This window comes from Lysinibacillus sp. NPDC093210 (assembly GCF_044753985.1).
Taxonomy (GTDB): domain Bacteria; phylum Bacillota; class Bacilli; order Bacillales_A; family Planococcaceae; genus Lysinibacillus.
The window spans coordinates 51858-74437 of the sequence record NZ_JBIVOE010000010.1; the positions used below are offsets into that span (position 1 = coordinate 51858).

At 35.1% G+C, this 22580-nt stretch carries 20 protein-coding genes; 13 read left to right on the forward strand and 7 right to left on the reverse strand.

The genetic code is table 11. The annotated features are described in order from the left end of the window. The first annotated feature begins 464 nt into the window (after positions 1 to 464). The 3 genes from ltaS (at position 465) to ACIP9C_RS19900 (ending at position 5148) form a co-directional block, all read left to right on the forward strand. Positions 465 to 2411 carry a lipoteichoic acid synthase gene (ltaS, locus tag ACIP9C_RS19890; protein ID WP_401013576.1) on the forward strand — a complete coding sequence of 649 codons (1947 nt, stop codon included), beginning with the start codon at positions 465 to 467 and terminating at the stop codon, positions 2409 to 2411. A gap of 446 nt (positions 2412 to 2857) precedes the next feature. Continuing rightward, positions 2858 to 3811 (forward strand): tRNA dihydrouridine synthase, encoded by a 954-nt coding sequence (locus ACIP9C_RS19895; protein WP_401013805.1) that lies wholly within the window; start codon positions 2858 to 2860, stop codon positions 3809 to 3811. A gap of 95 nt (positions 3812 to 3906) precedes the next feature. Continuing rightward, positions 3907 to 5148, forward strand: coding sequence for an MFS transporter (locus ACIP9C_RS19900; RefSeq protein WP_401013579.1), 1242 nt, complete (start codon positions 3907 to 3909; stop codon positions 5146 to 5148). Between the two features lie 432 nt (positions 5149 to 5580). On the opposite strand, the gene ACIP9C_RS19905 is transcribed toward ACIP9C_RS19900, so the two are convergent. Beyond that, a complete protein-coding gene (locus ACIP9C_RS19905) occupies positions 5581 to 5781 on the reverse strand; it encodes an alpha/beta-type small acid-soluble spore protein (RefSeq protein WP_401013582.1) in 201 nt (66 codons plus the stop codon). A gap of 192 nt (positions 5782 to 5973) precedes the next feature. Between ACIP9C_RS19905 and ACIP9C_RS19910 the strand changes: the two genes are divergently transcribed. From ACIP9C_RS19910 to ACIP9C_RS19920, 3 genes are all read left to right on the forward strand, one after another. After that, positions 5974 to 6474, forward strand: coding sequence for a YehS family protein (locus ACIP9C_RS19910; protein WP_401013585.1), 501 nt, complete (start codon positions 5974 to 5976; stop codon positions 6472 to 6474). A 154-nt stretch (positions 6475 to 6628) separates the two neighbouring features. Next, on the forward strand, positions 6629 to 6823 hold the full coding sequence (locus ACIP9C_RS19915; protein ID WP_401013588.1) for a hypothetical protein: 195 nt from the start codon (positions 6629 to 6631) through the stop codon (positions 6821 to 6823). 194 nt (positions 6824 to 7017) lie between these two features. Then, positions 7018 to 7713, forward strand: a complete 696-nt coding sequence (locus tag ACIP9C_RS19920) for a hypothetical protein (protein WP_401013590.1) — start codon at positions 7018 to 7020, stop codon at positions 7711 to 7713. A 44-nt stretch (positions 7714 to 7757) separates the two neighbouring features. On the opposite strand, the gene ACIP9C_RS19925 is transcribed toward ACIP9C_RS19920, so the two are convergent. Together ACIP9C_RS19925 and ACIP9C_RS19930 are read right to left on the reverse strand one after the other, a co-directional pair. Continuing rightward, positions 7758 to 9452, reverse strand: coding sequence for a methyl-accepting chemotaxis protein (locus ACIP9C_RS19925; protein WP_401013593.1), 1695 nt, complete (start codon positions 9450 to 9452; stop codon positions 7758 to 7760). A gap of 361 nt (positions 9453 to 9813) precedes the next feature. Continuing rightward, the gene (locus tag ACIP9C_RS19930) at positions 9814 to 10809 is read right to left on the reverse strand and encodes a M23 family metallopeptidase (protein WP_401013596.1); all 996 of its coding nucleotides are present in this window, start codon (positions 10807 to 10809) and stop codon (positions 9814 to 9816) included. A gap of 202 nt (positions 10810 to 11011) precedes the next feature. Here ACIP9C_RS19930 and ACIP9C_RS19935 point away from each other — a divergent pair, with 202 nt between their 5' ends. From ACIP9C_RS19935 to ACIP9C_RS19945, 3 genes are all read left to right on the forward strand, one after another. Beyond that, on the forward strand, positions 11012 to 12907 hold the full coding sequence (locus tag ACIP9C_RS19935; RefSeq protein WP_401013808.1) for a PrkA family serine protein kinase: 1896 nt from the start codon (positions 11012 to 11014) through the stop codon (positions 12905 to 12907). A 165-nt stretch (positions 12908 to 13072) separates the two neighbouring features. After that, positions 13073 to 14239 (forward strand): sporulation protein YhbH, encoded by a 1167-nt coding sequence (yhbH, locus tag ACIP9C_RS19940; RefSeq protein WP_340822275.1) that lies wholly within the window; start codon positions 13073 to 13075, stop codon positions 14237 to 14239. Positions 14240 to 14288: 49 nt separating this feature from the next. Continuing rightward, positions 14289 to 15689 (forward strand): SpoVR family protein, encoded by a 1401-nt coding sequence (locus tag ACIP9C_RS19945; protein ID WP_401013599.1) that lies wholly within the window; start codon positions 14289 to 14291, stop codon positions 15687 to 15689. A gap of 69 nt (positions 15690 to 15758) precedes the next feature. Here the strand turns inward: ACIP9C_RS19945 and ACIP9C_RS19950 are convergent, their stop codons facing one another. Further along, a complete protein-coding gene (locus ACIP9C_RS19950; protein WP_401013602.1) occupies positions 15759 to 16196 on the reverse strand; it encodes a hypothetical protein in 438 nt (145 codons plus the stop codon). A gap of 210 nt (positions 16197 to 16406) precedes the next feature. Here ACIP9C_RS19950 and ACIP9C_RS19955 point away from each other — a divergent pair, with 210 nt between their 5' ends. Continuing rightward, the gene (locus tag ACIP9C_RS19955) at positions 16407 to 17282 is read left to right on the forward strand and encodes a radical SAM/SPASM domain-containing protein (protein ID WP_401013605.1); all 876 of its coding nucleotides are present in this window, start codon (positions 16407 to 16409) and stop codon (positions 17280 to 17282) included. 124 nt (positions 17283 to 17406) lie between these two features. Here the strand turns inward: ACIP9C_RS19955 and ACIP9C_RS19960 are convergent, their stop codons facing one another. Continuing rightward, positions 17407 to 17796, reverse strand: coding sequence for a helix-turn-helix domain-containing protein (locus ACIP9C_RS19960; RefSeq protein ID WP_340822280.1), 390 nt, complete (start codon positions 17794 to 17796; stop codon positions 17407 to 17409). Positions 17797 to 18010: 214 nt separating this feature from the next. Between ACIP9C_RS19960 and ACIP9C_RS19965 the strand changes: the two genes are divergently transcribed. Then, complete coding sequence (locus tag ACIP9C_RS19965) at positions 18011 to 18679, forward strand: restriction endonuclease subunit S (RefSeq protein ID WP_401013609.1); 669 nt, start codon at positions 18011 to 18013, stop codon at positions 18677 to 18679. A 76-nt stretch (positions 18680 to 18755) separates the two neighbouring features. Here the strand turns inward: ACIP9C_RS19965 and ACIP9C_RS19970 are convergent, their stop codons facing one another. Continuing rightward, on the reverse strand, positions 18756 to 20429 hold the full coding sequence (locus ACIP9C_RS19970) for a ribonuclease J (RefSeq protein ID WP_401013612.1): 1674 nt from the start codon (positions 20427 to 20429) through the stop codon (positions 18756 to 18758). 160 nt (positions 20430 to 20589) lie between these two features. Between ACIP9C_RS19970 and ACIP9C_RS19975 the strand changes: the two genes are divergently transcribed. Both ACIP9C_RS19975 and ACIP9C_RS19980 read left to right on the forward strand, forming a co-directional pair. Next, entirely contained in the window at positions 20590 to 20814 is a 225-nt protein-coding gene (locus tag ACIP9C_RS19975; RefSeq protein ID WP_401013811.1) for a hypothetical protein, read from the forward strand. A 44-nt stretch (positions 20815 to 20858) separates the two neighbouring features. After that, on the forward strand, positions 20859 to 21068 hold the full coding sequence (locus ACIP9C_RS19980; RefSeq protein ID WP_401013615.1) for a hypothetical protein: 210 nt from the start codon (positions 20859 to 20861) through the stop codon (positions 21066 to 21068). 952 nt (positions 21069 to 22020) lie between these two features. Here the strand turns inward: ACIP9C_RS19980 and ACIP9C_RS19985 are convergent. After that, on the reverse strand, positions 22021 to 22305 hold the full coding sequence (locus ACIP9C_RS19985; protein WP_401013617.1) for a hypothetical protein: 285 nt from the start codon (positions 22303 to 22305) through the stop codon (positions 22021 to 22023). Between the last annotated feature and the right edge of the window lie 275 nt (positions 22306 to 22580).

Below are 22580 nucleotides of genomic sequence, written 5' to 3' on the forward strand. Positions count from 1 at the left end.
AATCTTTTTTCATTATCCTAGATGTTGCTACTGTTTAATATATGAATTTTGACAAACGTAATTAGTTTATTAAGCTAACGGCGTGGCTTAAGTCGTCGAAAAACTATTTGATGATAAAAAAAGCTTTGTGCTACTATAGAAGGCATTAGGCCAATTGAAACCACCAAGACATATTTTGAGGCTATGGAGTGGTTGAACTTAATAGAAATGAAAAGGTAAATTTAACCCGCAAATGTTAGAAAAAACTAACGTTTGCGGGTGTTTTGATGGCAAAGGCTCCAGTAATAGAGAGAAACGAAACTATTTCTATTGCAATATCGTCTACAACTTGACAGAAGTGTAAAAACGGGAGTATTATACATTAGCCACCGAAAAAAAGCTATAGTGAAGTAATAATTTTCCGAAATTTATACTTATAATCTAATCTAGATTTAATTTTAAATAAGTAATAGGTAGGTGCAAAAATGAAAAATCTAGTAAGTAAAAACTTATTAAACAAATTTATAGGGATTTATATATTAGCTGTTTTAATGTTATGGATTAAAACATACATCTCTCAAACAGCACAATTTGATTTAGGTGTAGAAGGAGCACTTCAACATTTCCTTTTACTAATAAATCCACTTGGTTCAGCAATGCTGTTCCTAGGGTTCTCATTTTTATTTAGAGGCAAGAAAAGATATACATCACTTGTTGTAATTTACACGCTTATGTCTATTCTTTTATATGCCAATGTTGTGTATTACAGATTTTTTAGTGATTTCATTACATTACCGACAATTTTCCAAACACAGAACTTTGGCGATCTAGGTGGTAGTATTCTTTCTCTATTAAAACCTTATGATATTTTGTTCTTTGTCGATGTATTTGTCATGATATATCTACGTTTCTCAAGAAAAATAGAAAAAGAAACAAATCGTGTTGGATATAAAAAAGCATTTGCAATTATTGCTTTTGCATTAGCAGTATCAATCGTCAATTTAGGATTAGCAGAAACTAGTCGTCCGCAACTTTTATCTCGAGGCTTTGATAGAAACTATATTGTGAAATATCTAGGAATGTATAACTATACTATTTATGACACAGTAGAAACGATGAAAGCATCTTCAGAGAGAGCATTGGCGGATAGTAGTGATATTACAGAAGTAATTAACTATACAAAATCTAACTACGCCAACCCTAATCCAAAATATTTTGGTGCAGCAAAAGGAATGAACGTTGTCTATTTACATTTAGAATCATTCCAAAACTTCCTTATCGATTATAAATTAAACGGTGAAGAAGTTACGCCATTTTTAAATTCATTAGCAAAAGATAAAAACACATTGTATTTTGATAATTTCTTCCATCAAACAGGACAAGGTAAAACATCTGATGCTGAATTTATGTTAGAAAACTCTTTATTCGGATTACCACAAGGTTCTGCTTATATTACGAAAGCACAAAATACGTACCAAGCAGCACCAAGTATTTTAAAAAATTATGGTTATACTTCTGCTGTCTTCCACGGTAACAACGGAAGCTTCTGGAACCGAAATGTTATTTATAAATCATTTGGATTCGACAAGTTTTATGATGCTAGTTATTATGACACAGCCTCTTCAGATAACATGGCTGAATATGGTTTATTAGATAAACCATTCTTTGAACAATCTCAAAGTCTTTTAAGTTCTTTACCACAACCGTTTTATACAAAGTTAATTACGGTAGGGAACCACTATCCATATAAAATGAATCAAGACTTAGTAACAATCGATAAAGCTAGTACTGGAGATGCAAGTGTAGATAATTATTTCCAAACTGCACGTTATGCAGATGAAGCAATCGAGCAGATGTTCAATCAATTAAAAGAATCAGGCTTATATGATAATACGATGATTGTTCTTTATGGGGACCATTATGGTATTTCAGATAATCATAATGCAGCGATGGAACAAGTTATGGGTAAAGAAATTACGCCATATGAAAGTGCTAATTTACAACGCGTACCACTATTCATTCATGTTCCAGGAATGCAAGGTGAAACTAACCATACTTATGGTGGTCAAACAGACCTTCTTCCAACGTTATTACATTTATTAGGAATTGAAACGCAAAACTATGTTCAATTCGGTTCAGATTTATTATCAGAAGAGCACAATGAAATTGTACCATTTAGAAATGGTGATTTTGTTAGTCCTTCGATTTATTCAATTAATGAAAAATATTACGATAACAAAACAGGTTTACTATTAGATGATAGTCAATTAGAGTCAGCGAAAGCTATGAAAAAAGAAGTAGACTTTAAGTTAGGGTTATCTGACAAAGTAGTAAATGGTGACTTATTGAGATTCTATACGCCAACAGGATTCACGCCAGTAGATTCTTCTAAGTATAACTACAGCAAAGATGAGAGTGTAGAATCTAAATAATGACAAGTTAAGAGGGCAGTTCAAGAAGATGTGTTGGATATCAAAGCGTTTATAATAAGACTGCTTTAGGATATCTTCCCGTCGTCTTGAATTGCCCTTTTTAGTATAAATGTACACAGCTTTATTCCTATTTTAATATTCGGAAAGCATAAAAAGTAGACGGTTTATAAGTGCAATCATGCATATCTAATTGGCCATCTGCTTTTATTTCTAAGTTCCAAAAATAAATTAAAATGAAAATCTAGTTAAAGATGAAACTGTGTGAAGATAAATTAAAAAAGCTAGGTTATACTATAATAATGACTTTAACTACTTGAACCTAGCATTATGCCCTTTGTTCGGGCACGTTTTAGGTATTAAACATGGCACAAGTGTGCAAGAAGTAGAAGCATTTTAGGGAGCAGAATTTTCTAATGTATCCCATCATGAGAGGATTTGAAGTAGATATGACAGATAATTTTTGGCGGGATTTACCGCGACCGTTTTTTGTACTTGCACCAATGGAAGATGTGACAGATGTTGTTTTTCGTCATGTAGTAAGTAAAGCTGGTAGACCAGATGTATTTTTCACAGAGTTTACAAACTCTGATAGCTACTGTCATCCAGAGGGACAGAAGAGTGTACGAGGGCGTCTACTGTTCACTGAAGACGAACAGCCAATGGTTGCACATATATGGGGAGACAATCCTGAATATTTCCGTCAAATGAGTATTGGAATGGCAGAGCTAGGTTTTAAAGGCGTAGATATTAACATGGGCTGTCCTGTACCGAATGTGGCAACGAGAGGAAAGGGTAGCGGTCTAATTTTACGCCCAGAAGTTGCTGCGGAGCTAATCCAAGCAGCTAAAGAGGGCGGTTTGCCTGTAAGTGTTAAAACAAGGCTTGGTTTCAGTGATGTAGATGAGTGGAAGGAATGGCTAACACATATTTTAAAACAGGATATTGCAAACCTTTCTATCCACTTACGTACGAGAAAGGAAATGAGCCAAGTAGAAGCACACTGGGAGTTAATTCCGGAAATTAAGAAATTACGAGATGAAATTGCACCTAATACGCTGTTAACAATTAATGGGGACATTCCTGATCGTGAAACCGGCATGAAGCTTGTTGAACAGTATGGTGTTGATGGGGTTATGATTGGTCGAGGTATTTTTAAAAATCCTTTTGCCTTTGAGAAAGAGCCGAAAGAACATACTAGTAAAGAATATTTAGATCTTTTAAGATTACAGCTTGATCTTCAGGATAAATATGCAGAGGAGCTGCCACGTTCAGTTACAGCACTTCATCGCTTCTTCAAAATTTATGTTAAAGGATTCCGCGGTGCAGGTGAATTAAGAAATCAATTGATGAATACAAAGACAACAGATGAAGTACGTGCATTGCTAGATAGATTTGAATAAAAAGATGAGTGCCAGTCACTAAAACAATTCTAAATTGTTTTAGTGACTGGCACTTTTTCATATATTTTAGTAAAAGCCAATAGGAGTAGATATTAATGGACAAACAAAATAGCAAATACAGATGGATTGTATTTGTTGTTGTATTATTTACTTATTTGTTGATGGCAAGTCAGCGAACAGCTCCTGGATTAATTACAGAGCAATTGATGCGGGATTTTCATGTCACAGCAGCAACGATTGGCTTGTTAACGAGTATACAATTTTTTGTATACACAAGTTTGCAAATTCCAATGGGGATTTTGGCTGATCGTTATGGTCCGAACTTTTTCTTAATTATAGGTGCGACGCTTACAGGTATAGGCACAATCATTTATAGTTTTGGTACACATGAATTTGTGCTGTTCTTTTCCAGAATACTTACTGGGATAGGGGATGCGACCATATGGGTTAATATGGTGCTCATTTTAGCTCAATGGTTTTATCGAAAGGAATTTGTTCGGTTAATTGGCTTAGCAGGTATGACAGGGAGTCTTGGGTTTTTATTGGCGACAGTCCCTTTTTCCGAATGGATAGATTTACTTGGTTGGAGAGCGGCATTTTTCTCAGCGGGGTTATTATTATGTTTATGTGGCATTGTTCTTTATTTTGTACTTGTTAAAAAGCCGAAAACACTCTTCATGGATGAGCAAGTAGCTATCACAGCAGAAGGACAACGTGAAAAACCATTCGTCTTAGTGAAAAGAATATTTTCACATCCACAAGCGTGGGCTCTATTCTTCTGTCATTTTGGTGTAGTAGGAGGCTACGTGGGATTTATTAGTTCTTGGGCTGTACCATATGGGACGAATATGTATGACATGACACGTTCGGATGCAAGTCAATTAATTATGGTAGGTCTTATTGGGGCACTTATTGGAGCTCCTTTAACTAGTTGGATTTCAAGTAGGTTAGAAACAATAAAAAGGCCATATATTGCCGTTCATATTATCGTCTTACTCGGTTGGTGTTCGTTCCTTTTATTCAATGGGCATCCATCTTTAATCTTATTAATGATACTATTTTTTATTATTGGCTTTGGATACGGTGCAAGTGCTTTAACTTTTGCTGCTGTAAGACAATCATTCCCGTTAAATGAAGCCGGCGTAGTTTCAGGGTTTGCGAATACAGGCGGTTTTCTAAGTGCTGTCTTACTACCTATTATTTTCGGATATTTATTGGATTATTTTCAATCCACTACAGGTAATTTAGGCGATGGCTACTACTACGGTTTTTTTGCCCCAGTACTATTCTCCATCATTGGTTTATTTGGCGTGTTGTTCTTTCAAGAAAAGCATTGAGAAACAAGGCCACTAAAAATGAAATTATATTCCACAAGCATAAGTAGAAGATTATAATTCGCGCTTATCGGGAAAAATGAAATTATTGTGAATAAAAATAAAGTTGGAGTGGTTGAATTTATTATAGTAATAGAGCAGTTTAGTTGAAGAAATAGAAGTAGAAGGTTATTTTAAATAGGTAAACTAAAGTGGGATTTTAACAATTTCATTATTATCGGAAGATTTTGTTCCACTTTACGTATGGGAAGGAGCAACAACGTTTTGGGTATAACTAGTATGGTCGGATACGTAATTATAGGTGGATTACTTATTCTTTTATTAGTCTTCATTATTGTCATGATTAATGGAGCGAAGAAGAGTAAAAAATAGCTTAAGTAAGTGCCAGGCACTAAAACAATTCAGAATTGTTTTAGTGCCTGGCACTTTTTTTATTTATAAACCTTTTGCTCTTTTTTCAGCCATTTCTACTAGTCGTTTTGTAATTTCTCCACCTACTGAACCGTTTGCGCGAGAAGAAGCATCTGGCCCTAGTTGTACGCCGAATTCTTGTGCGATTTCATATTTCATTTGATTGACAGCCTCTTGTACACCAGGAACTTGAAGCTTATTTGAACTGCGATTGTTGTTAGCCATTTTTCTCACCTCCTTGTGATATTAGAATGGTCGCGAGCTAGTTTTTCATACATTTAAAAAGAAGGAAATGTGCAAACTATATACTATAGTTAGGAATAACAGGAAAGCTAGCTAAAAATGCAATTCACTCTGTTATAATAAATCCTGGCTCTTAAAATTAAGGTTTAGCTAGAAGATCGAGGAGGTTTTGATATGACGAATAATGATATTTTGATTCGTTTACGATATGCACTAGATATTAAAAATACGGATATGGTGGAAATCTTTAAGCTAGGTGGCATGAAATTTTCAAAAGAAGATGTTTTAAATATGCTAATAAAAATTAAAGATGAAGAAGAAGAGAACATCCCAGAGAATTACATCAAATGTAATAACAAAATGTTAGAGTCATTTCTAAATGGTTTAATTACATTTAAAAGAGGCCCGCAACAATCAACACAAGGTCAACAAGAAGGACCCCCACCGGTGACAGGGAATGAAAGCGCAAATAATATGCTGATGAAAAAAGTGAAAATCGCATTAGCATTAACAACTGAGGATATGCTTGAGCTTTTAGATGAAGGTGGCGTGTCAGTATCGAAAGGTGAACTCGGTGCGATCTTAAGAAATCCAAGCCATCGTAACTACAAAGAATGCGGTGATCGATTCGTAAGGAATTTTTTAAAAGGTTTAACATATAAATATAGAGATTGAAAACAACAATCATTACTTATTTAAAAAATATATTGTAAAAGTACCATTTTTTTCTTTTGACCATTGCAATATGTGACAAAATTGTGTACACTTGAATTGACACAATGTTGTCACAAAAGGGAAAAGAAATGTTCATGAACAGAGGGGTGCTTTTATGATATTTTTTGATCTTATTTTAATTATTGTTTCTTGCATTAGTATTCCATTAATAGTAGCTATCATGTTAGATATTTTTTATGCAGAACACAAAAAAGTTCGTTTTTCATTACGCCGTACTTCAGTATGGTATATGTTTGTTTTTGCTTTATCCTTTATTCCATCTGTGTTACTCGTAACACAATTTGCATGATTTTTTACAATAAACATTTAGGGGTAAGTGTTTATTAATATTTGAGCAGCGACACGTCTTAAAAAACGTTGTCGCTGCTTTTTTGTAGTGGTCAGCTTCTCAAATGAAGAATGAAAAGAGAGATTACTGAATAAGATTTCTAGTATATAGATGTATTTTTCCTATCTATTATTTATTTTGAAGGTGGGATAATAATGAAAACAGTTTTTCTATTATTGTTGGGTACAATTTATTTGTTTTTAGCAAATGCAATGGAAGCCATACTAATTAAGAAAGCGTATTTTTTAATTGGAATTGCATTAGTCATTGTTGGGGTCATTCGTTATATTAAATGGAAATATCATACTTATAAAATTATGACAGAGCTAAAAAGAGCAAGTGAAGAGGAGTTAAATAATATCCCGCATACTCATGGCACAATAGCCAGTGACGGTTTACATGCACTATTGCTCAATGAACATACAAAAACACTATTAGTGGCTGTTAAAGAAGATTGGGAAGCTGAGTTAGCAAAGAAGGAAGTCCATTTTAATGAAATTTATGAAGTAGCCATTGTTGAGGATGGTCATATCATTGCCAGAACGAGTAATGGATTATTTAGTGAATCGTTACTAGAGGATGACGAAAGCTCTATGGGAGAAGAAGAGGAGATTGATGAAGAAGAGTGTGAGGAAATGGAGGAGGTTTCACAATTAGCTATAAAGATGGTGGTAGATAATATTACTGCTCCGATTATTGAATATGCCTTTTTGGAACAAGAGGATGCGATTTCAAAAGAAGATGATACGTATATAGAGGCAATGGAGTTATGTGAGCAATGGTATCAAAAAATCAGTATTATTATAAAGCGCTATGAACTTGAAAGAGTGCCAATTCGACGGTGGCAGTAATAAAAAAGCTATCTCGAAAAAATTTCGGATAGCTTGTAATACTGTTATAAAGTAAATTTTTGTAGTTGTGTGTTAAGCTCTTCAGCCATTTCTGCAAGTTGATTTGCACTCTTTGAAATCTCATCCATCGTCGCGGCTGTTTCTTCGACAGTTGCAGTTGTTTGCTCTACGCCTGCAGCAGACTCTTGTGAAATAGAAGCCATTTCATCAATAGAACCATTAATCATTTCAGAGTGTTGAGAAATTTTTGTTAGGTTATTTGAAATGACATTGATATTGTCATTCATATCTTCAATAGCTAGAGAAATTTGATCGAAAGTATTATTTGTTTGATCTAATTGCGCAGTACCTTTTCGTACTTCCTCATAGCCAGATTGTAGTGAATTTGTTACACTTCCTGTTTCGTTTTGAATGCGGTGAACAATTGTTGAAATATCAGTAACAGAGAATTGTACTTGTTCGGCAAGCTTACGTACCTCATCGGCAACAACCGCAAAGCCTTTGCCATGTTCTCCTGCACGTGCCGCTTCAATTGCAGCATTTAAAGCAAGCAAATTCGTTTGGTTTGAAATCTCATCAATTACTGAAACGAGCTTTGAAATTTCAGCAGACTGCTCGTTTAAGCCTTCTACCTTTTTCACAGAATCCAATACAATGTCATTAATAGTTGCCATTTGTTTTGTTGATTGAACCATTAATTTTTTACCTGACGTTGTTAAATCATGTACATGCCCCGAATGTTCTTTTAACTCCATTCCTTCTTGCGTTGTTTCATGAATGTTACGTTGGAAAGTTGTCATAGTTTCTGCTAAATCACTAGCTGTAGATGCTTGTGTTTCAGTTCCAGTAGCAAGCTCTTGCATAGTATAAGAAATTTGTTCTGTACCCGTCTGAACTTCATTGGCAGATTGCGCTAATTCCTCGCTGCTAGCAGCGACCGTTTCAGAAACATTATGAATAGAGCTTATAGTATTCTTTAATTTCTCATTCAGGTCATTGGCAGAAAGCATTAATTGCCCAATCTCATCTTGATTTGTTACTGAAAACTTATTATGGCGCAAATTCCCATCAGCTAATTCTCTCATACGATTGGAAACAATCGTAATTGGTTTAGAAATTCGACTTGCTGTAAAAATCGCTAAAAGAATGCCTGCAACAATTAAGATCAGACTTACTGTGGACCCAATCGATTTATTGTTTGAACTCGTTGAAACGACATCATTGCCGACTTGCGTAATCAATTCAGCACGTTTATCAGCTACTTCTTCATAGCCATCACGAACTTCATTTACGAGTTGATTAATAGATGTTAAATTTTCTAATGCTAATTGTTTATCGCCCTTCTTATATACTTCAAATACTTCACTATTCACACGGTTGCTCCATTCACGAGCCAATTCTACTAGCTTTTCACGTTCAGCCGTTTTTTCATATTGCTCTACGATACGGTTATTATCCTCAGCAATCTGACGGTACTCATTAAAAGTATCTATGTATTTTTCATCGCCCGTTACAACATAACTTAAGGCTGCAGATAATCGTACGCTTATAGACATAGATAGATTTTTACTTGCTTCTAAAACAACTAAATCTTCCTTAACAAGTCCTGTTGCTTGCTTCTCCATGTTTGTATTAGAAAAATAAGTATAAGTAGTAAAACACACAAATAATACTAATAAAATTATAAATCTACTTAAAATGCGCGCTTTGATTGATTTAAACTGAAATAAATGGTTCATTTTTTCCATCCTTTAGCTTTTTCTATAGAATTAGTCCTATCTTTTTTATTTTATTACTATTTCATAAGAAAAGTAGAATTTTTTTGTTGAAAATACTAAAAAAGGTTTTTTGGCATAATTAATTTACAATTTTCTTATATTTTTATCAGATTGCAAAAGATGTATATCTATTTACCTATGTTATTGTCATTTTTAGAAAGCGAAAAATTATCAATTTCCTACATCGTTGCACCTGTGCGAAAAGATATAGTAAAAAAACAAGCCTCTCCACTATGGTTTTCGTGGGGGGCTTGCTTTATGTCTCTGCTTACGCTACGTACGAATGTCTATAAACGCTAACAAATTGCCCTTTGCAAGCTCTTTATTGCTTATCCTTTTTGGCCTGACGCTCCCATTGCAAAAGGGATGGGTATGGATCGAATGCCCATTCTGTTCGACCATTAAATTTATATATTCCATAATGAAGATGTGGTGGAAATTTTCCTGAAGTTCCTTCTTTCCCATAGCCAGAGCTACCGACATAGCCGAGTATTGTTCCTGGCTCTACAACATCTCCAACCTTAATGTCCTTATTATAGCTACCAAGATGGGCATAATAATGATAAGAATTATGATTATCTCGAATTCCAATTCGCCATCCACCAAATTGGTTCCAGCCTTTGATTTCGACTACACCATAGGAAGTGGAAAGTATAGGTGTCCCATAGCTAGCAAAAATATCAGTGCCTTCATGGATGCGCCTACCGCCCCAGCCTCTGTTGTCGCCCCAAGTACCTCTAAAGCTGTAATTGTAGCGAGTTGGAATAGGGAATGTATGAGCATCTAGCTCAGTTGTTTTAAAATGTTTATACAAAGTAGAAATTGTTACAATTTGATTGACAGCTTCTTCACTTTTGTAATATTCCCATAAAGCCAGTTTGAAGTCCTCATCTGTAGAACCAAATTTACTTAAATAGCTTGCCATGGAGTATATAACATCTCCATCATCTTTAGGACTAGCAATCCCATCATTATTGCCATCAAGCCCCATTCCACCGAAGTAACTGATTGTTTCGGGTATCGTATCTTCCTTGACAGGGTTTAATGCGCCTGACCAATATTCATCAGAAAATTGAATGGCGATGTAGCCATCTCGCTTAGGAATATCTTTGCGAACAGATTGGAGATTGCGCTCATATTGGTCGATTGCTGCTAAGAAGTGCCATGGAATCAGTAATTCATCGTATTGAACATAATAAGACATACGTTGTTGTAAAATTTCTTCATTACTAGGTCCTTCATTTGCCAAAGTAACTGTTGGAAAGAAATAACTCCACACTAGCATACAAGTCAGAAGGAAAATAAAATGACGACTCAAAATTGAACCTCCTTTCTACAGATTAGAATAACCGAAATTTTATATTTCATAAGTCCGCTTTAAATACAGTAAATGCCTTTTTTTGAAGCAAGAAATAAAAGGAACAATAAGAAGAAACTTAATCAAAGAAAAAGTAATGGGTATCATAATGTCTTTAACTTCATACTATGTTATAAATCAAGCCCTGAATGGAGGGAAGGCTATCAACATTTTAGATAAAGTGAAAAGCTATCGCGAAGAAGAAAATCGACTGAAGTGGGAAGGTACATTTGCAGATTATCTAAGCATTCTGAAGGAAAGACCTGAAGTTGCTCAAACAGCCCATTCTCGCGTCTACAATATGATTAAAAGCGCTGGAGTAGAGGAACGCGATGGGCAAAAAATGTATCAATTTTTCGGGCAAGAAATTTTTGGGCTTGAGTCAGCAATTGAAAGACTGGTGGAGGAATATTTCCATCCAGCAGCTAGAAGGTTAGATGTTAGAAAACGAATTTTGTTATTGATGGGGCCAGTAAGTGGAGGAAAATCAACGATCGTGACTTTGCTAAAGCGTGGACTTGAACAGTTCTCGCGTACAGAAGAGGGAGCAGTTTATGCAATTAAAGGATGTCCAATGCATGAAGATCCCCTGCATTTAATTCCACATCATTTACGTAATGAATTTTTTGAAGAGTATGGAATACGAATTGAGGGCAGCTTATCGCCTTTAAATACGATGCGTCTTGAAAAAGAATACGATGGACGTATTGAGAATGTCATCATTGAACGTATAACTTTTTCTGAAGACAAACGTGTCGGTATTGGAACCTTCACACCTTCTGATCCAAAATCTCAAGATATAGCCGATTTGACGGGTAGCATTGATTTCTCAACAATTGGCGTATTTGGTTCAGAGTCAGACCCTCGTGCTTATCGCTTTGATGGAGAGTTAAACAAGGCAAACCGAGGGATGATGGAATTCCAAGAAATGCTGAAATTAGATGAAAAGTTTTTATGGAATTTGTTGTCACTGACACAGGAAGGGAATTTTAAGGCAGGAAGATTTGCCTTAATTAGTGCGGATGAGTTAATCGTAGCCCATACAAATGAAACTGAATATCGTTCCTTCATTTCCAATAAAAAGAACGAAGCATTACACTCGCGAATTATTGTAATGCCAATCCCTTATAATTTAAAAGTGAGCCAAGAAGAACTGATTTATGAAAAAATGATCAATGAAAGTGATATGTCCCATGTTCATATTGCGCCGCATGCATTGAAGGCCGCAGCAATCTTTTCGGTCCTAACAAGGCTGGAAGTTCCGAAAAAACAAGGTGTGGATCTTATAAAGAAAATGCGCTTGTACGACGGAGAAAATGTGGAGGGATTTAATTCCGTTGACTTAGAGGAGCTTAAAAAGGAGTTTCCTAACGAAGGCATGAACGGTATTGATCCACGGTATATTATAAATCGTATTTCTTCAGCTATTATTCGAAAAGAAATTCCATCGATTAATGCATTGGATGTTTTGCGAGCACTGAAGGATGGTCTTGATCAGCATGCTTCTATATCGCAGGAAGATCGCGAAAAATATATGAACTATATAGCTGTGGCAAGAAGAGAGTATGATGATATTGCCAAAAATGAAGTGCAAAAAGCGTTTGTTTATTCGTATGAGGAATCAGCAAAAACGTTAATGAATAATTACCTCGATAATGTAGAGGCATTTTGTAATAAAAATAAAATTTTTGACCGCTTGACTGGTGAAGAAATGAATCCAGATGAAAAATTAATGCGCTCCATTGAAGAACAAATTGGTATTTCTGAAAATGCGAAAAAGGCATTCCGTGAGGAGATATTAATTCGTATATCGGCTTACGCTAGAAATGGAAAGCGGTTTGACTACAATTCTCACGAAAGATTGCGAGAAGCGATTCAAAAGAAATTATTTGCTGATTTAAAAGATGTTGTGAAAATCACGACTTCTTCAAAAATGCCTGATGAGTCACAATTGAAGAAGATTAATGAAGTTGTAGCAAGACTTGTCGATGAACATGGCTATAATACAACGTCAGCAAATGAGTTATTACAATATGTAGGAAGCTTACTGAATCGTTAATTTTCATTTTAGTGGCAGCCACAATTATGCAGAAAAGCGTAATTGATAGACGTAGGAGTGTCCCAATTTTAGGGCACTCCTTTTATTTCTCTAAAAAAAGTTCAATAAAGCGGATCACTAGCATAGTATAGAAAAAGCGAATTTGATAGATGGGTGAGGATAAAAATGACTGAAAACGAAAATAAGGGTTTTGTCATCTCTCAGGAAAATTGGTCCCTCCATCGTAAAGGGCACCAAGACCAGCAACGTCATATGGAAAAGGTTAAAGATGCGATTAAAAATAATTTACCTGATTTAGTTAGCGAGGAAAGTATTGTCATGTCAAATGGTCGTGAGGTAATTAAAATACCTATACGCTCCCTCGATGAATATAAAATTCGTTACAATTATGATAATTCGAAGCATGTAGGTCAAGGACAAGGTGATAGTAGCGTAGGGGATGTTGTCGCGCGTGACGGTAGCAAGAGCAATCAGCAGGGCAATGGGAAAGAAGCCGGTGACAAGCCTGGTCAAGATTATTATGAAGCAGAAGTAAGTATGGAAGAAATTCAAAGTGTGTTATTTAAAGAGCTGGAGCTTCCTAATTTACAGCAAAAAGAAAAAGCAGATATTAAAACCGAAAAAATTGAATTTAATGATATAAGGAAAAAAGGGCTTATGGGTAATGTGGATAAGAAGCGCACAATATTGAATGCGCTGAAACGCAATGCCATGGAAGGAAAGGCGCAGATTACACCAATTCATAATGATGATTTACGCTTTAAAACATGGGATGAAGTGGAGAAGCCTGAATCAAAGGCAGTAGTCCTTGCAATGATGGATACAAGTGGTTCGATGGGTGCTTTTGAAAAATACTGTGCTAGAAGTTTCTTCTTTTGGATGACGAGATTTTTACGTTCGAAATATGAAACAGTAGAAATAGAATTTATAGCACATCATACAGAGGCAAAAGTAGTTACAGAGGAAGAGTTTTTCACAAAAGGAGAAAGTGGCGGAACGATCTGTTCTTCTGCGTATATTAAAGCGTTAGAGTTGATTCGAGAGAAGTATAATCCTAGTCGTTATAATATTTATCCTGTGCATTTTTCAGATGGTGAAAACATTTCAATGGATAATGAAAAATGTTTAAAGCTAGTTAATGAATTGATGGACGTATCAAGCATGTTTGGATATGGCGAAGTAAATCAACATAATCGTTTTTCGACATTAATGTATACGTATAAAAAAATTGATGATCCAAAGTTTAGGTATCATATTTTAAAGAAAAAAGGCGATGTCTATGATGCCTTGAAGAGCTTTTTCCAAAAACATGAGTTGCAAAATGAAAATTAATATGAGGAAGGTGCGAAGCATTCATTTTTCCAGAGGAGGAGGTTGAAAAATGGAGAAGGAGCTTCACCGTGCGATTGATGAAATAACAGAAATTGCAACAGGGTTTGGTTTAGATTTTTTCCCAATGCGTTATGAAATATGTCCTGCAGATATTATTTATACATTTGGCGCATATGGTATGCCTACGCGTTTTTCCCACTGGAGCTTTGGAAAGCAATTTCATAAGATGAAGCTGCAATATGATTTAGGGCTAAGTCAAATTTATGAGCTTGTTATTAACTCAAATCCGTGCTATGCATTTTTACTTGATACGAATTCACTCACACAAAACAAGCTAATTATTGCGCATGTATTAGCACACTGTGACTTCTTTAAAAACAATGTACGGTTTTCTAATACAAGACGAGATATGGTAGAGAGTATGACAGCAACTGCAGAGCGGATTGCGGGCTATGAAAGGGAATATGGTAAGGAAGAGGTAGAACAGTTTTTAGATGCGATATTAGCTATTCAAGAACATATTGATCCTTCTTTATTAAGACCAAAGCTGTCATCAGAAGATGAAGAGCAGGATGAAGAAGAAACTGTTACTTCCAGATCGCCGTATGATGATCTTTGGAATTTAGATAATAAGGAAAATGAGCAAAGGTCGGTACGTAGAAAAATAAAACAGTTTCCAATGAAACCGGAAAAGGATTTATTACTTTTTATTGAGGAGCATAGTCGTGAACTAGAGGGCTGGCAGCGTGATATTTTAACAATGATGCGTGAGGAAATGCTATATTTTTGGCCTCAATTAGAAACGAAAATAATGAATGAAGGTTGGGCTTCCTTTTGGCATCAGCGCATCATGCGGGAGCTCAATTTAACAACAGTGGAGACGATTGAATATGCCAAATTAAACGCTGGTGTAGTGCAGCCATCAAAAACATCAATCAATCCTTATTATTTGGGATTGAAAATATTTGAGGATATTGAAAAACGCTATAATAATCCAAGTGAAGAGATGCTAAGATTAGGGGTACTACCAAATAGCGGACGTGAAAAGATGTTTGAGGTGCGTGAAATTGAATCGGATATTTCCTTTATTCGCAACTATTTAACAAAGGATTTGGCAAAGCAAGAGGATTTATATTTGTTCCAAAAAAAGGGCAATGAATATCGCATTACAGACAAAGATCATGAAATGGTTCGAGATCAACTTGTATCGATGCGCGTCAATGGAGGGTTCCCATATATCGTTGTGAAAAACGGCGATTATCTACGAAACGGGGAGTTATATTTAGTGCATGGTTATGAGGGAATGGAGCTAGATCCACATTATTTAGAAAATGTATTGCCGTATATTTATCAATTGTGGGGACGTCCTGTGCATTTAGAGACGTTTGTTGAGGGAAAACCGATGCTTTATTCGTATGATGGTACAAAAAATTATAAGCGCTCTGTCTAAAGTAAAACTTCTATCAGGTAGGAAGAAAAAACCTACAGATAGAAGTTTTATTTTTTTATTGAGATAACTTTATTCGTTGTTTTCAATGTTAGAAGGATGCTCTTCACTTGCTGAATTTTGTAATTCTGCTTCAACGTCTTGTGATTGATTAGAAGTCGAATGTATATCACTATCAACGACTAAACTATCACGAACCTTAATACCTTGTTGTCCGCCTGCTTCGTCATTATCATCTCCGGCAATACCACTTCTGCCATTTCCATCAGCGAATTTAGAATTAAGATTTCTTGTTTGGCTATGATTGAGCGCATTTTGTCCGCCTTGGTTGGCATTTGTACCAACATCTTTATTGATTTGTCCGCCACCTTCAGCTCTTTGCTCAAAATGGTTCTCTGTGTTGCCAATATTAAAAGTGATATTTATAGTAATATTATTTTTTCCTTCTTTATCTCTTTCTGGTTCCTCAGAGTGATTGTAATTTCTAGAGGCATTATTATAACCGGTCATAGTTTTCTCCCCTTTCTTTAAGTATTATTATTAAAGTATTAATTTTATAGGGGTTCACTTGTACGTGTAGCCTTATACATCTATGGAAATATTGAATATATTATATAAAGCAGTAGTTATTAATAATGAATTTCTGCGCGACGTAACGAAAATTTGTTAAAATGAATAAGATTATATGAATATCTATGGAACTGGAACGGTGAATAAACGTTGAAAACATTTAAAAAGGTTTATATAGAAATAACAAGCGTATGTAATTTAGCTTGTAGTTTCTGCCCGCCAACTGAGCGTGCAAAAGGGCTTATCAAGGTAGAACAGTTTAATAAAATACTTGATGAAATACGACCTCATACTAAATACATTTACTTACATGTTAAAGGTGAACCACTTTTGCATCCGCGTATTAATCAGCTATTAGATGCGGCACATGATAAGGGCTTTAAGGTGAATATTACGACGAACGGCACACTTATTAAAAAGAATCGTGAAAAGCTTTTGGGCAAGCCAGCACTACGACAAATTAATTTTTCATTACACAGCTTTGATGGTCATGAGGGCTCTGAAAATCGTGAGAAATATTTAGGGGATATTTTAGATTTTGTCCGCGAAGCAAAAGAGTTTAACACAATTATTTCGTATCGTCTGTGGAATTTACAGCAGGATCATGTATCAGATCTTGCAGCTAGAAGAAACCGTGAGACATTAGAAATATTAGAAAATGAATATAATCTCGATTTTCGCATTGAGGAAAAAGTTCAGCCGGGCAAGGGTGTAAAAATTGCGAACAATGTTTATTTAAATCAGGACCATGAATTTAGATGGCCAAGCTTGCTGGAGCCAGAGGATGAAGGCAAGGGCTTTTGTCATGCTTTACGCAGCCAAGCAGCCATTCTTGTAGATGGTACCGTTGTGCCATGTTGTCTTGATGGAGAAGGTGTTATTAATTTGGGGAACGTACATGAGCAGTCCTTTAGTGAAATTGTAGAAGGCGAGCGTGCGAATAATTTAGTTGATGGTTTTTCAAGACGAGAAGCGGTCGAAGAGTTATGTAGAAAATGTGGCTACCGACAAAAATTCGGAATGTAACGCCAAAAATATAATTTGGCTGTGGCAGCTTCCTACAAGGTATATGTAGATTTTCATTAATCTTAAAATTGTGCGAGTGCCTGGCACTTCCTTATACTATGTCTACAGTCTAACAGCTCCAATGTTATTCAACATTGGAGCTGTTTTTCTTTGATTGAGCATCAATCGTATTTAGAAAATCTCTTGTGATGCGTACTACATATTTTACTTCGTCTAAATTGCGCTCTCTTAATAATGAGCGATGAATGTCGAGCATAAGATTTTTTTCTTCAATATCAGTAACACCCGATAATCGTTGGAAATTAAAAAGTTCTTCTGGTGCAATATCTAACGCTTTCATAAGCAACTCTAAAGTACTTAACGTAATATTTGATTGCCCATGCTCAATATTTGAAATGCGACCTTTACTAAAACCTAACTTCCCCGTTCTCTCTGCTACTTCTTCTTGACTAAGCCCTTTGGAAACTCTAATGATACGGAGTTGTTCACCTACTAGCTTTAAAAAGTCTGACATATCACTCACCTCTATGTAAAAAGCTAGTGAAAAACAATGAATATGCATATACCATTAAAGTTATATAATGTAGATAATGTTACATTAAAATGGTACAATAATCATTATAATAATGTGATTTAAAAGAATTTATAGTATTTGATACCTTCTACACGAACATTATTTGATTGATTGTGCGAATTTTTAAAGCTCTTTAAGAATGGAGGATCTAAACTTGTTGGAGCGTTATAGACTAGATGAAGTAGCTCTTATTGTTGCTAGTTTAACAACACCTAATATTTCAGATTACTCAAACGTAGCTCAGCCTCTTATTACTGCAAAGGATTTAAAATGGTTAGCACTTGACGGTGATATTCGTAAATTATCTAAATGGAATGATACAGTTAATATTCATTTTAAGTGTACGAAGGTGCCAGCTAAAACAATTATTCTCGCGAAAAGTGACTTGGGTTGTGCTAAAAAATTTATATTTCAATGTGAGCAAGAAGTGTATATTGCTAATGATGTAGTGGCAATTATTCCAAATGAATCAATTATTTTAAGTGATTATTTATATTTTTTTCTTCATTGGTATCAGCCAAATAAAGACTGGAGACAATTGCATCATATAATGTTAGATTTACCTGCATTAGAGATACAAACAAATATTGTCAAGCTGTTAAAAACAAGTCAGCTTTTATTGAAACATAAAAAATCATTGCTAGCTGTAGTGGAGGAGCTACCAATGCATATCCAAAACATTTCAAAGCAAACTGAACAACATGCTAGCCATATAAATGACGGATTTGACCAACTTCAAACGTTATATCATTTGGCACTTCACAAAATCTTTACGGGAGAGCTATATCAGTTCCACAATAACAATTATAAAAGGAAGTCTTGAGCTCACACTAAATAAAAATAAGTCGGTGTGTAAAGGAAAGCCTAACACCGACTTGTTAACATAAAGCGATATGAAGTTAAATTTCGATGATAATAGGCAAAATCATCGGTTTGCGTTTTGTTTGTGCAAACAAATATTGGCCGACCGCTTTTTTTATTTCTCTTCTTAAAACAAATAACTGTTGTTTCCCTTCCTCTTGTAGTTCGGTAATTGTTACTTTTACAAGATCATTCACTTTATGGAGAAGTTCTTCTGACTCTTTTGCATAAACAAATCCTCGTGATGTAGTATCCGGTTCTAAAATAATAGACCCATCTGTCTTACTAAGTGTTAACACGATGACAAGCATACCATCCTCAGATAGTTGTTTACGATCACGTAATACAATTCCTTCAACTTCACCAATGCCAATACCATCAACATACGTATCACCAGATGGGATTTTTCGTGTTTGCCTAGCTTTCGAATTTTCGATATCAACAACATCCCCATTTTTCATAATAAAGGTATGTCCTCTTTTGACACCGACCGATTCTGCTAACAAACGGTGTTGATGGAGCATTCGAAATTCTCCATGAATGGGAATAAAAAACTTTGGTTTCATAAGTGTTAGCATAAGCTTTAAATCCTCTTGATAACCATGTCCTGAAACATGCATGCCTGTGTTACTGGATGATCCATAAATTACTTTAGCACCAAGCTGAAATAAATTATCAACTATTCGCGAAACACCTTTTTCATTACCTGGTATTGGAGAGGCAGCTAAAATAACCGTATCGTCTGGTAAAATTTTTACTTCACGATGATTGCCACTAGCTAAACGGGAAAGTGCAGCCAATGGCTCTCCCTGACTCCCTGTGCATAATACAACAACTTCTTCTGGAGGGAGATACTTCACTTCACGAGCATCAAGTAACAAATCATCAGGCATCGCTAAATAACCGCGCTCTAAGGCGACATCTACAACGTTCACCATACTGCGACCTAATAACGCTAGTTTACGATTTGTTGCGATAGTGGCGTCTACAATTTGTTGAATTCGATTTACATTGGAAGCAAAGGTGGAGATGATTATTTTGCGTTCGGCATGAAGAAAAGCTTCTTCGATATGGTGACCTACAAGTTTTTCCGACGGTGTTAATCCAGGTCGTTCTGCATTTGTACTTTCAGATATTAATAATAAAACACCTTCAGATCCAATAGCTGCCATCTTGTGTATGTCGGCAAACTGATTATTTACGGGTGTTAAATCAAACTTGAAGTCCCCAGTGTGCACTACATTTCCTTCAGGTGTTTGAAAAACGATACCTAAGCAGTCAGGAATACTATGGTTTGTTCTGAAGAAACTAACATCAATCTGTCCGAAATGTAACGAGGAGTCGGAGCGAATCTCTATTAAGTCAGTCTCTCTTAAAAGCTTATGCTCCTTTAGTTTTAACTCAATTAACCCTAATGTAAATCTGGTAGCGTAAATGGGAACATTAATTTTCTTTAAAAGGTATGGAATGCCACCAATATGATCTTCATGCCCGTGTGTTACAATCAAACCTTTAATTTTTGCTTTGTTCTCTTGTAAGTATGTGATATCAGGGATAATCAAATCGATGCCGAGTAGGCTTTCATCTGGAAACTTTGCTCCACAATCGACAATAAGTAAATCATTTCCGTATTGTATAACATACATATTTTTTCCAATTTCATTAATGCCACCAAGTGCAAAAATAGATAGTGCTTGATTTGTTGCGTTCAATTTTATTACCTCCGTTTAAGCGTATTCCGATAAGTTTTATTATTGCTCAGGTTTTCAATCTTATACTTTTACGGACCTTTAAAGAGTTACGAAATGAGCAGGGAATGACAAAAACAGCTATTGGATATGATAAGTGCATTAATGGAGGAGTTGTTTGACAATGAAGGAATTTAAAATAACCTATTTCTTTGATGAAATTCATTATGTTAGGCGTTTTATTCATATTGAGTCACAAGAAAAAGCACAACAATTGGTTAAAAGTGAACGCGATCAATATATTGCTTTTACAGATAGCAGAGGAATATATCATGAATTGCATACAAGAAATGTTCGGGTTGTTCAAGTTTCCGAATATCATCGGGTCGATAAAACGAAGGACACATAATCTTTATGCGTTTACACACATTAACGATAAAGGAGTGTGACAACATGAATAAAGAAAATGTACCACCTGAGAAAAGAATGTTTATGAATTTATCAAGTAAAGACAAGCCCGATATGGTTGATTCGGATACCATTAGTATTTTTGATTTGCATGAAGATATGCAAACAGTCGATATCATTCCAATTGAAGAGCTCAATAAAAGGGTGAAAAGAGAAGGCGATGAATTGATTGAAATGCGGCCAGATGAATTATAGAAAGGGAGAATGTGTTTTTGTCATTCAAATGAAGAACTAAGTGAAATCCAACATAAATGTCAGCGAAGTTTAACATAAAAATAGCAAAAACGAAAACTGGACTTAAACCGTCCAGTTTTCATTTTTTTAGATAGCATATGTGTTGGACGACTCATCCTACTTCCCCATTGTAAGGGCAATTTTTTTATCAAAAATAAAAAATTAAAAAGAAAAATATGATTTTTAATAAAGTCACAATTAAATAATTTTAATACAGAAATCGTTATTAAAAACTATAATTATAAAAATGTAAAAACAATCAATTTATATAATATCAACTTTTGTAAAATTTAATATTTTGCTGAATAAGTAGTAATTTAGCCTTTTTAATTTTCTCAAAAAAAAGATATAGGAAGAAAAAATAAGATTCTTATGTGCTTTTAAAATAATATATAGTTCAGATAATTGCAGAAGAAAAAATAAATGCAAAAAAATTTAAGGAAGGGGTCGAAGAAAAAAAGAAATAAATAAATTTAAAAAAACTGCAATTTTTGCTCTGCTACAGCATTTGTAACACCAGCAATAGTAACTCTAATTAACGCGAAAGCCACTATGCATACTCAATGCGGATATTTGAAGTGAAAACAGACCTTCACATGAGAATAGACGGTGAAAAGGTAACTGGCCAATGGTATGGCAGAACGCTTCGTTTAGTCAAATACAGAAGACGATAAAGAATTTTATATAAGTACAGTACCGGATGAGCCTATAGTAAAAAAATCGGCAACATATGACATCTATGATTTAACAGACGCAGATCAAGGAGTTGATGTTCATAAAAAGTTAAAATCGGGCGGAAAATTGTCAATTCACAATTGTGATCGTACAACTACTGTCCCTACTTCAGACTACTATAGGGAATCGATTTATGAAGAGGTGGTAGCTCAATTGATGTCATTTAATCAATTACTGATCAAAAGAAAATCTTCTCTATATGGAGCGAACCAGTTGCTGACAAAACAACAGTATCAGCAACCACACCAACAGAATCAGTTACTGTTACAACAAAATTACTTATTGTTAGAGCAAAATCAGTTATTAACACAACAAAACCAATTGTTGTCGCAACAAAATCAGTTGTTGGTTCAACAACGTAATCCTTCACCAATCCACCAACATCAGTTGCTGGCTCAAAGGCGGGTGTATCTGCCGTTGCAACTAGAACAGGTGTCGATACAAAAGAACTGGTTGTTGGCACAACAACAGTATCAGTTGGTGAACGAATGGAAATATTTGCGGAGCGAGCGGTATCAAATACTGATTTAACCCAAGAATCAGGTACCGATTCAATGCTGCTATATATATGTAATTAGTATCTACAGTAAAAGTACTTTAGAAGGGCTTTGAATTTAAATTAAATAAATTGGAAATGATCTCAATAATATAGTTGTTGGTGTTTAGCTGATACAAAATTTCAATAAAGTAAGTGAGATTGATAAGACGCTCCATTCAATAAATATTTGCCTTTAGTAA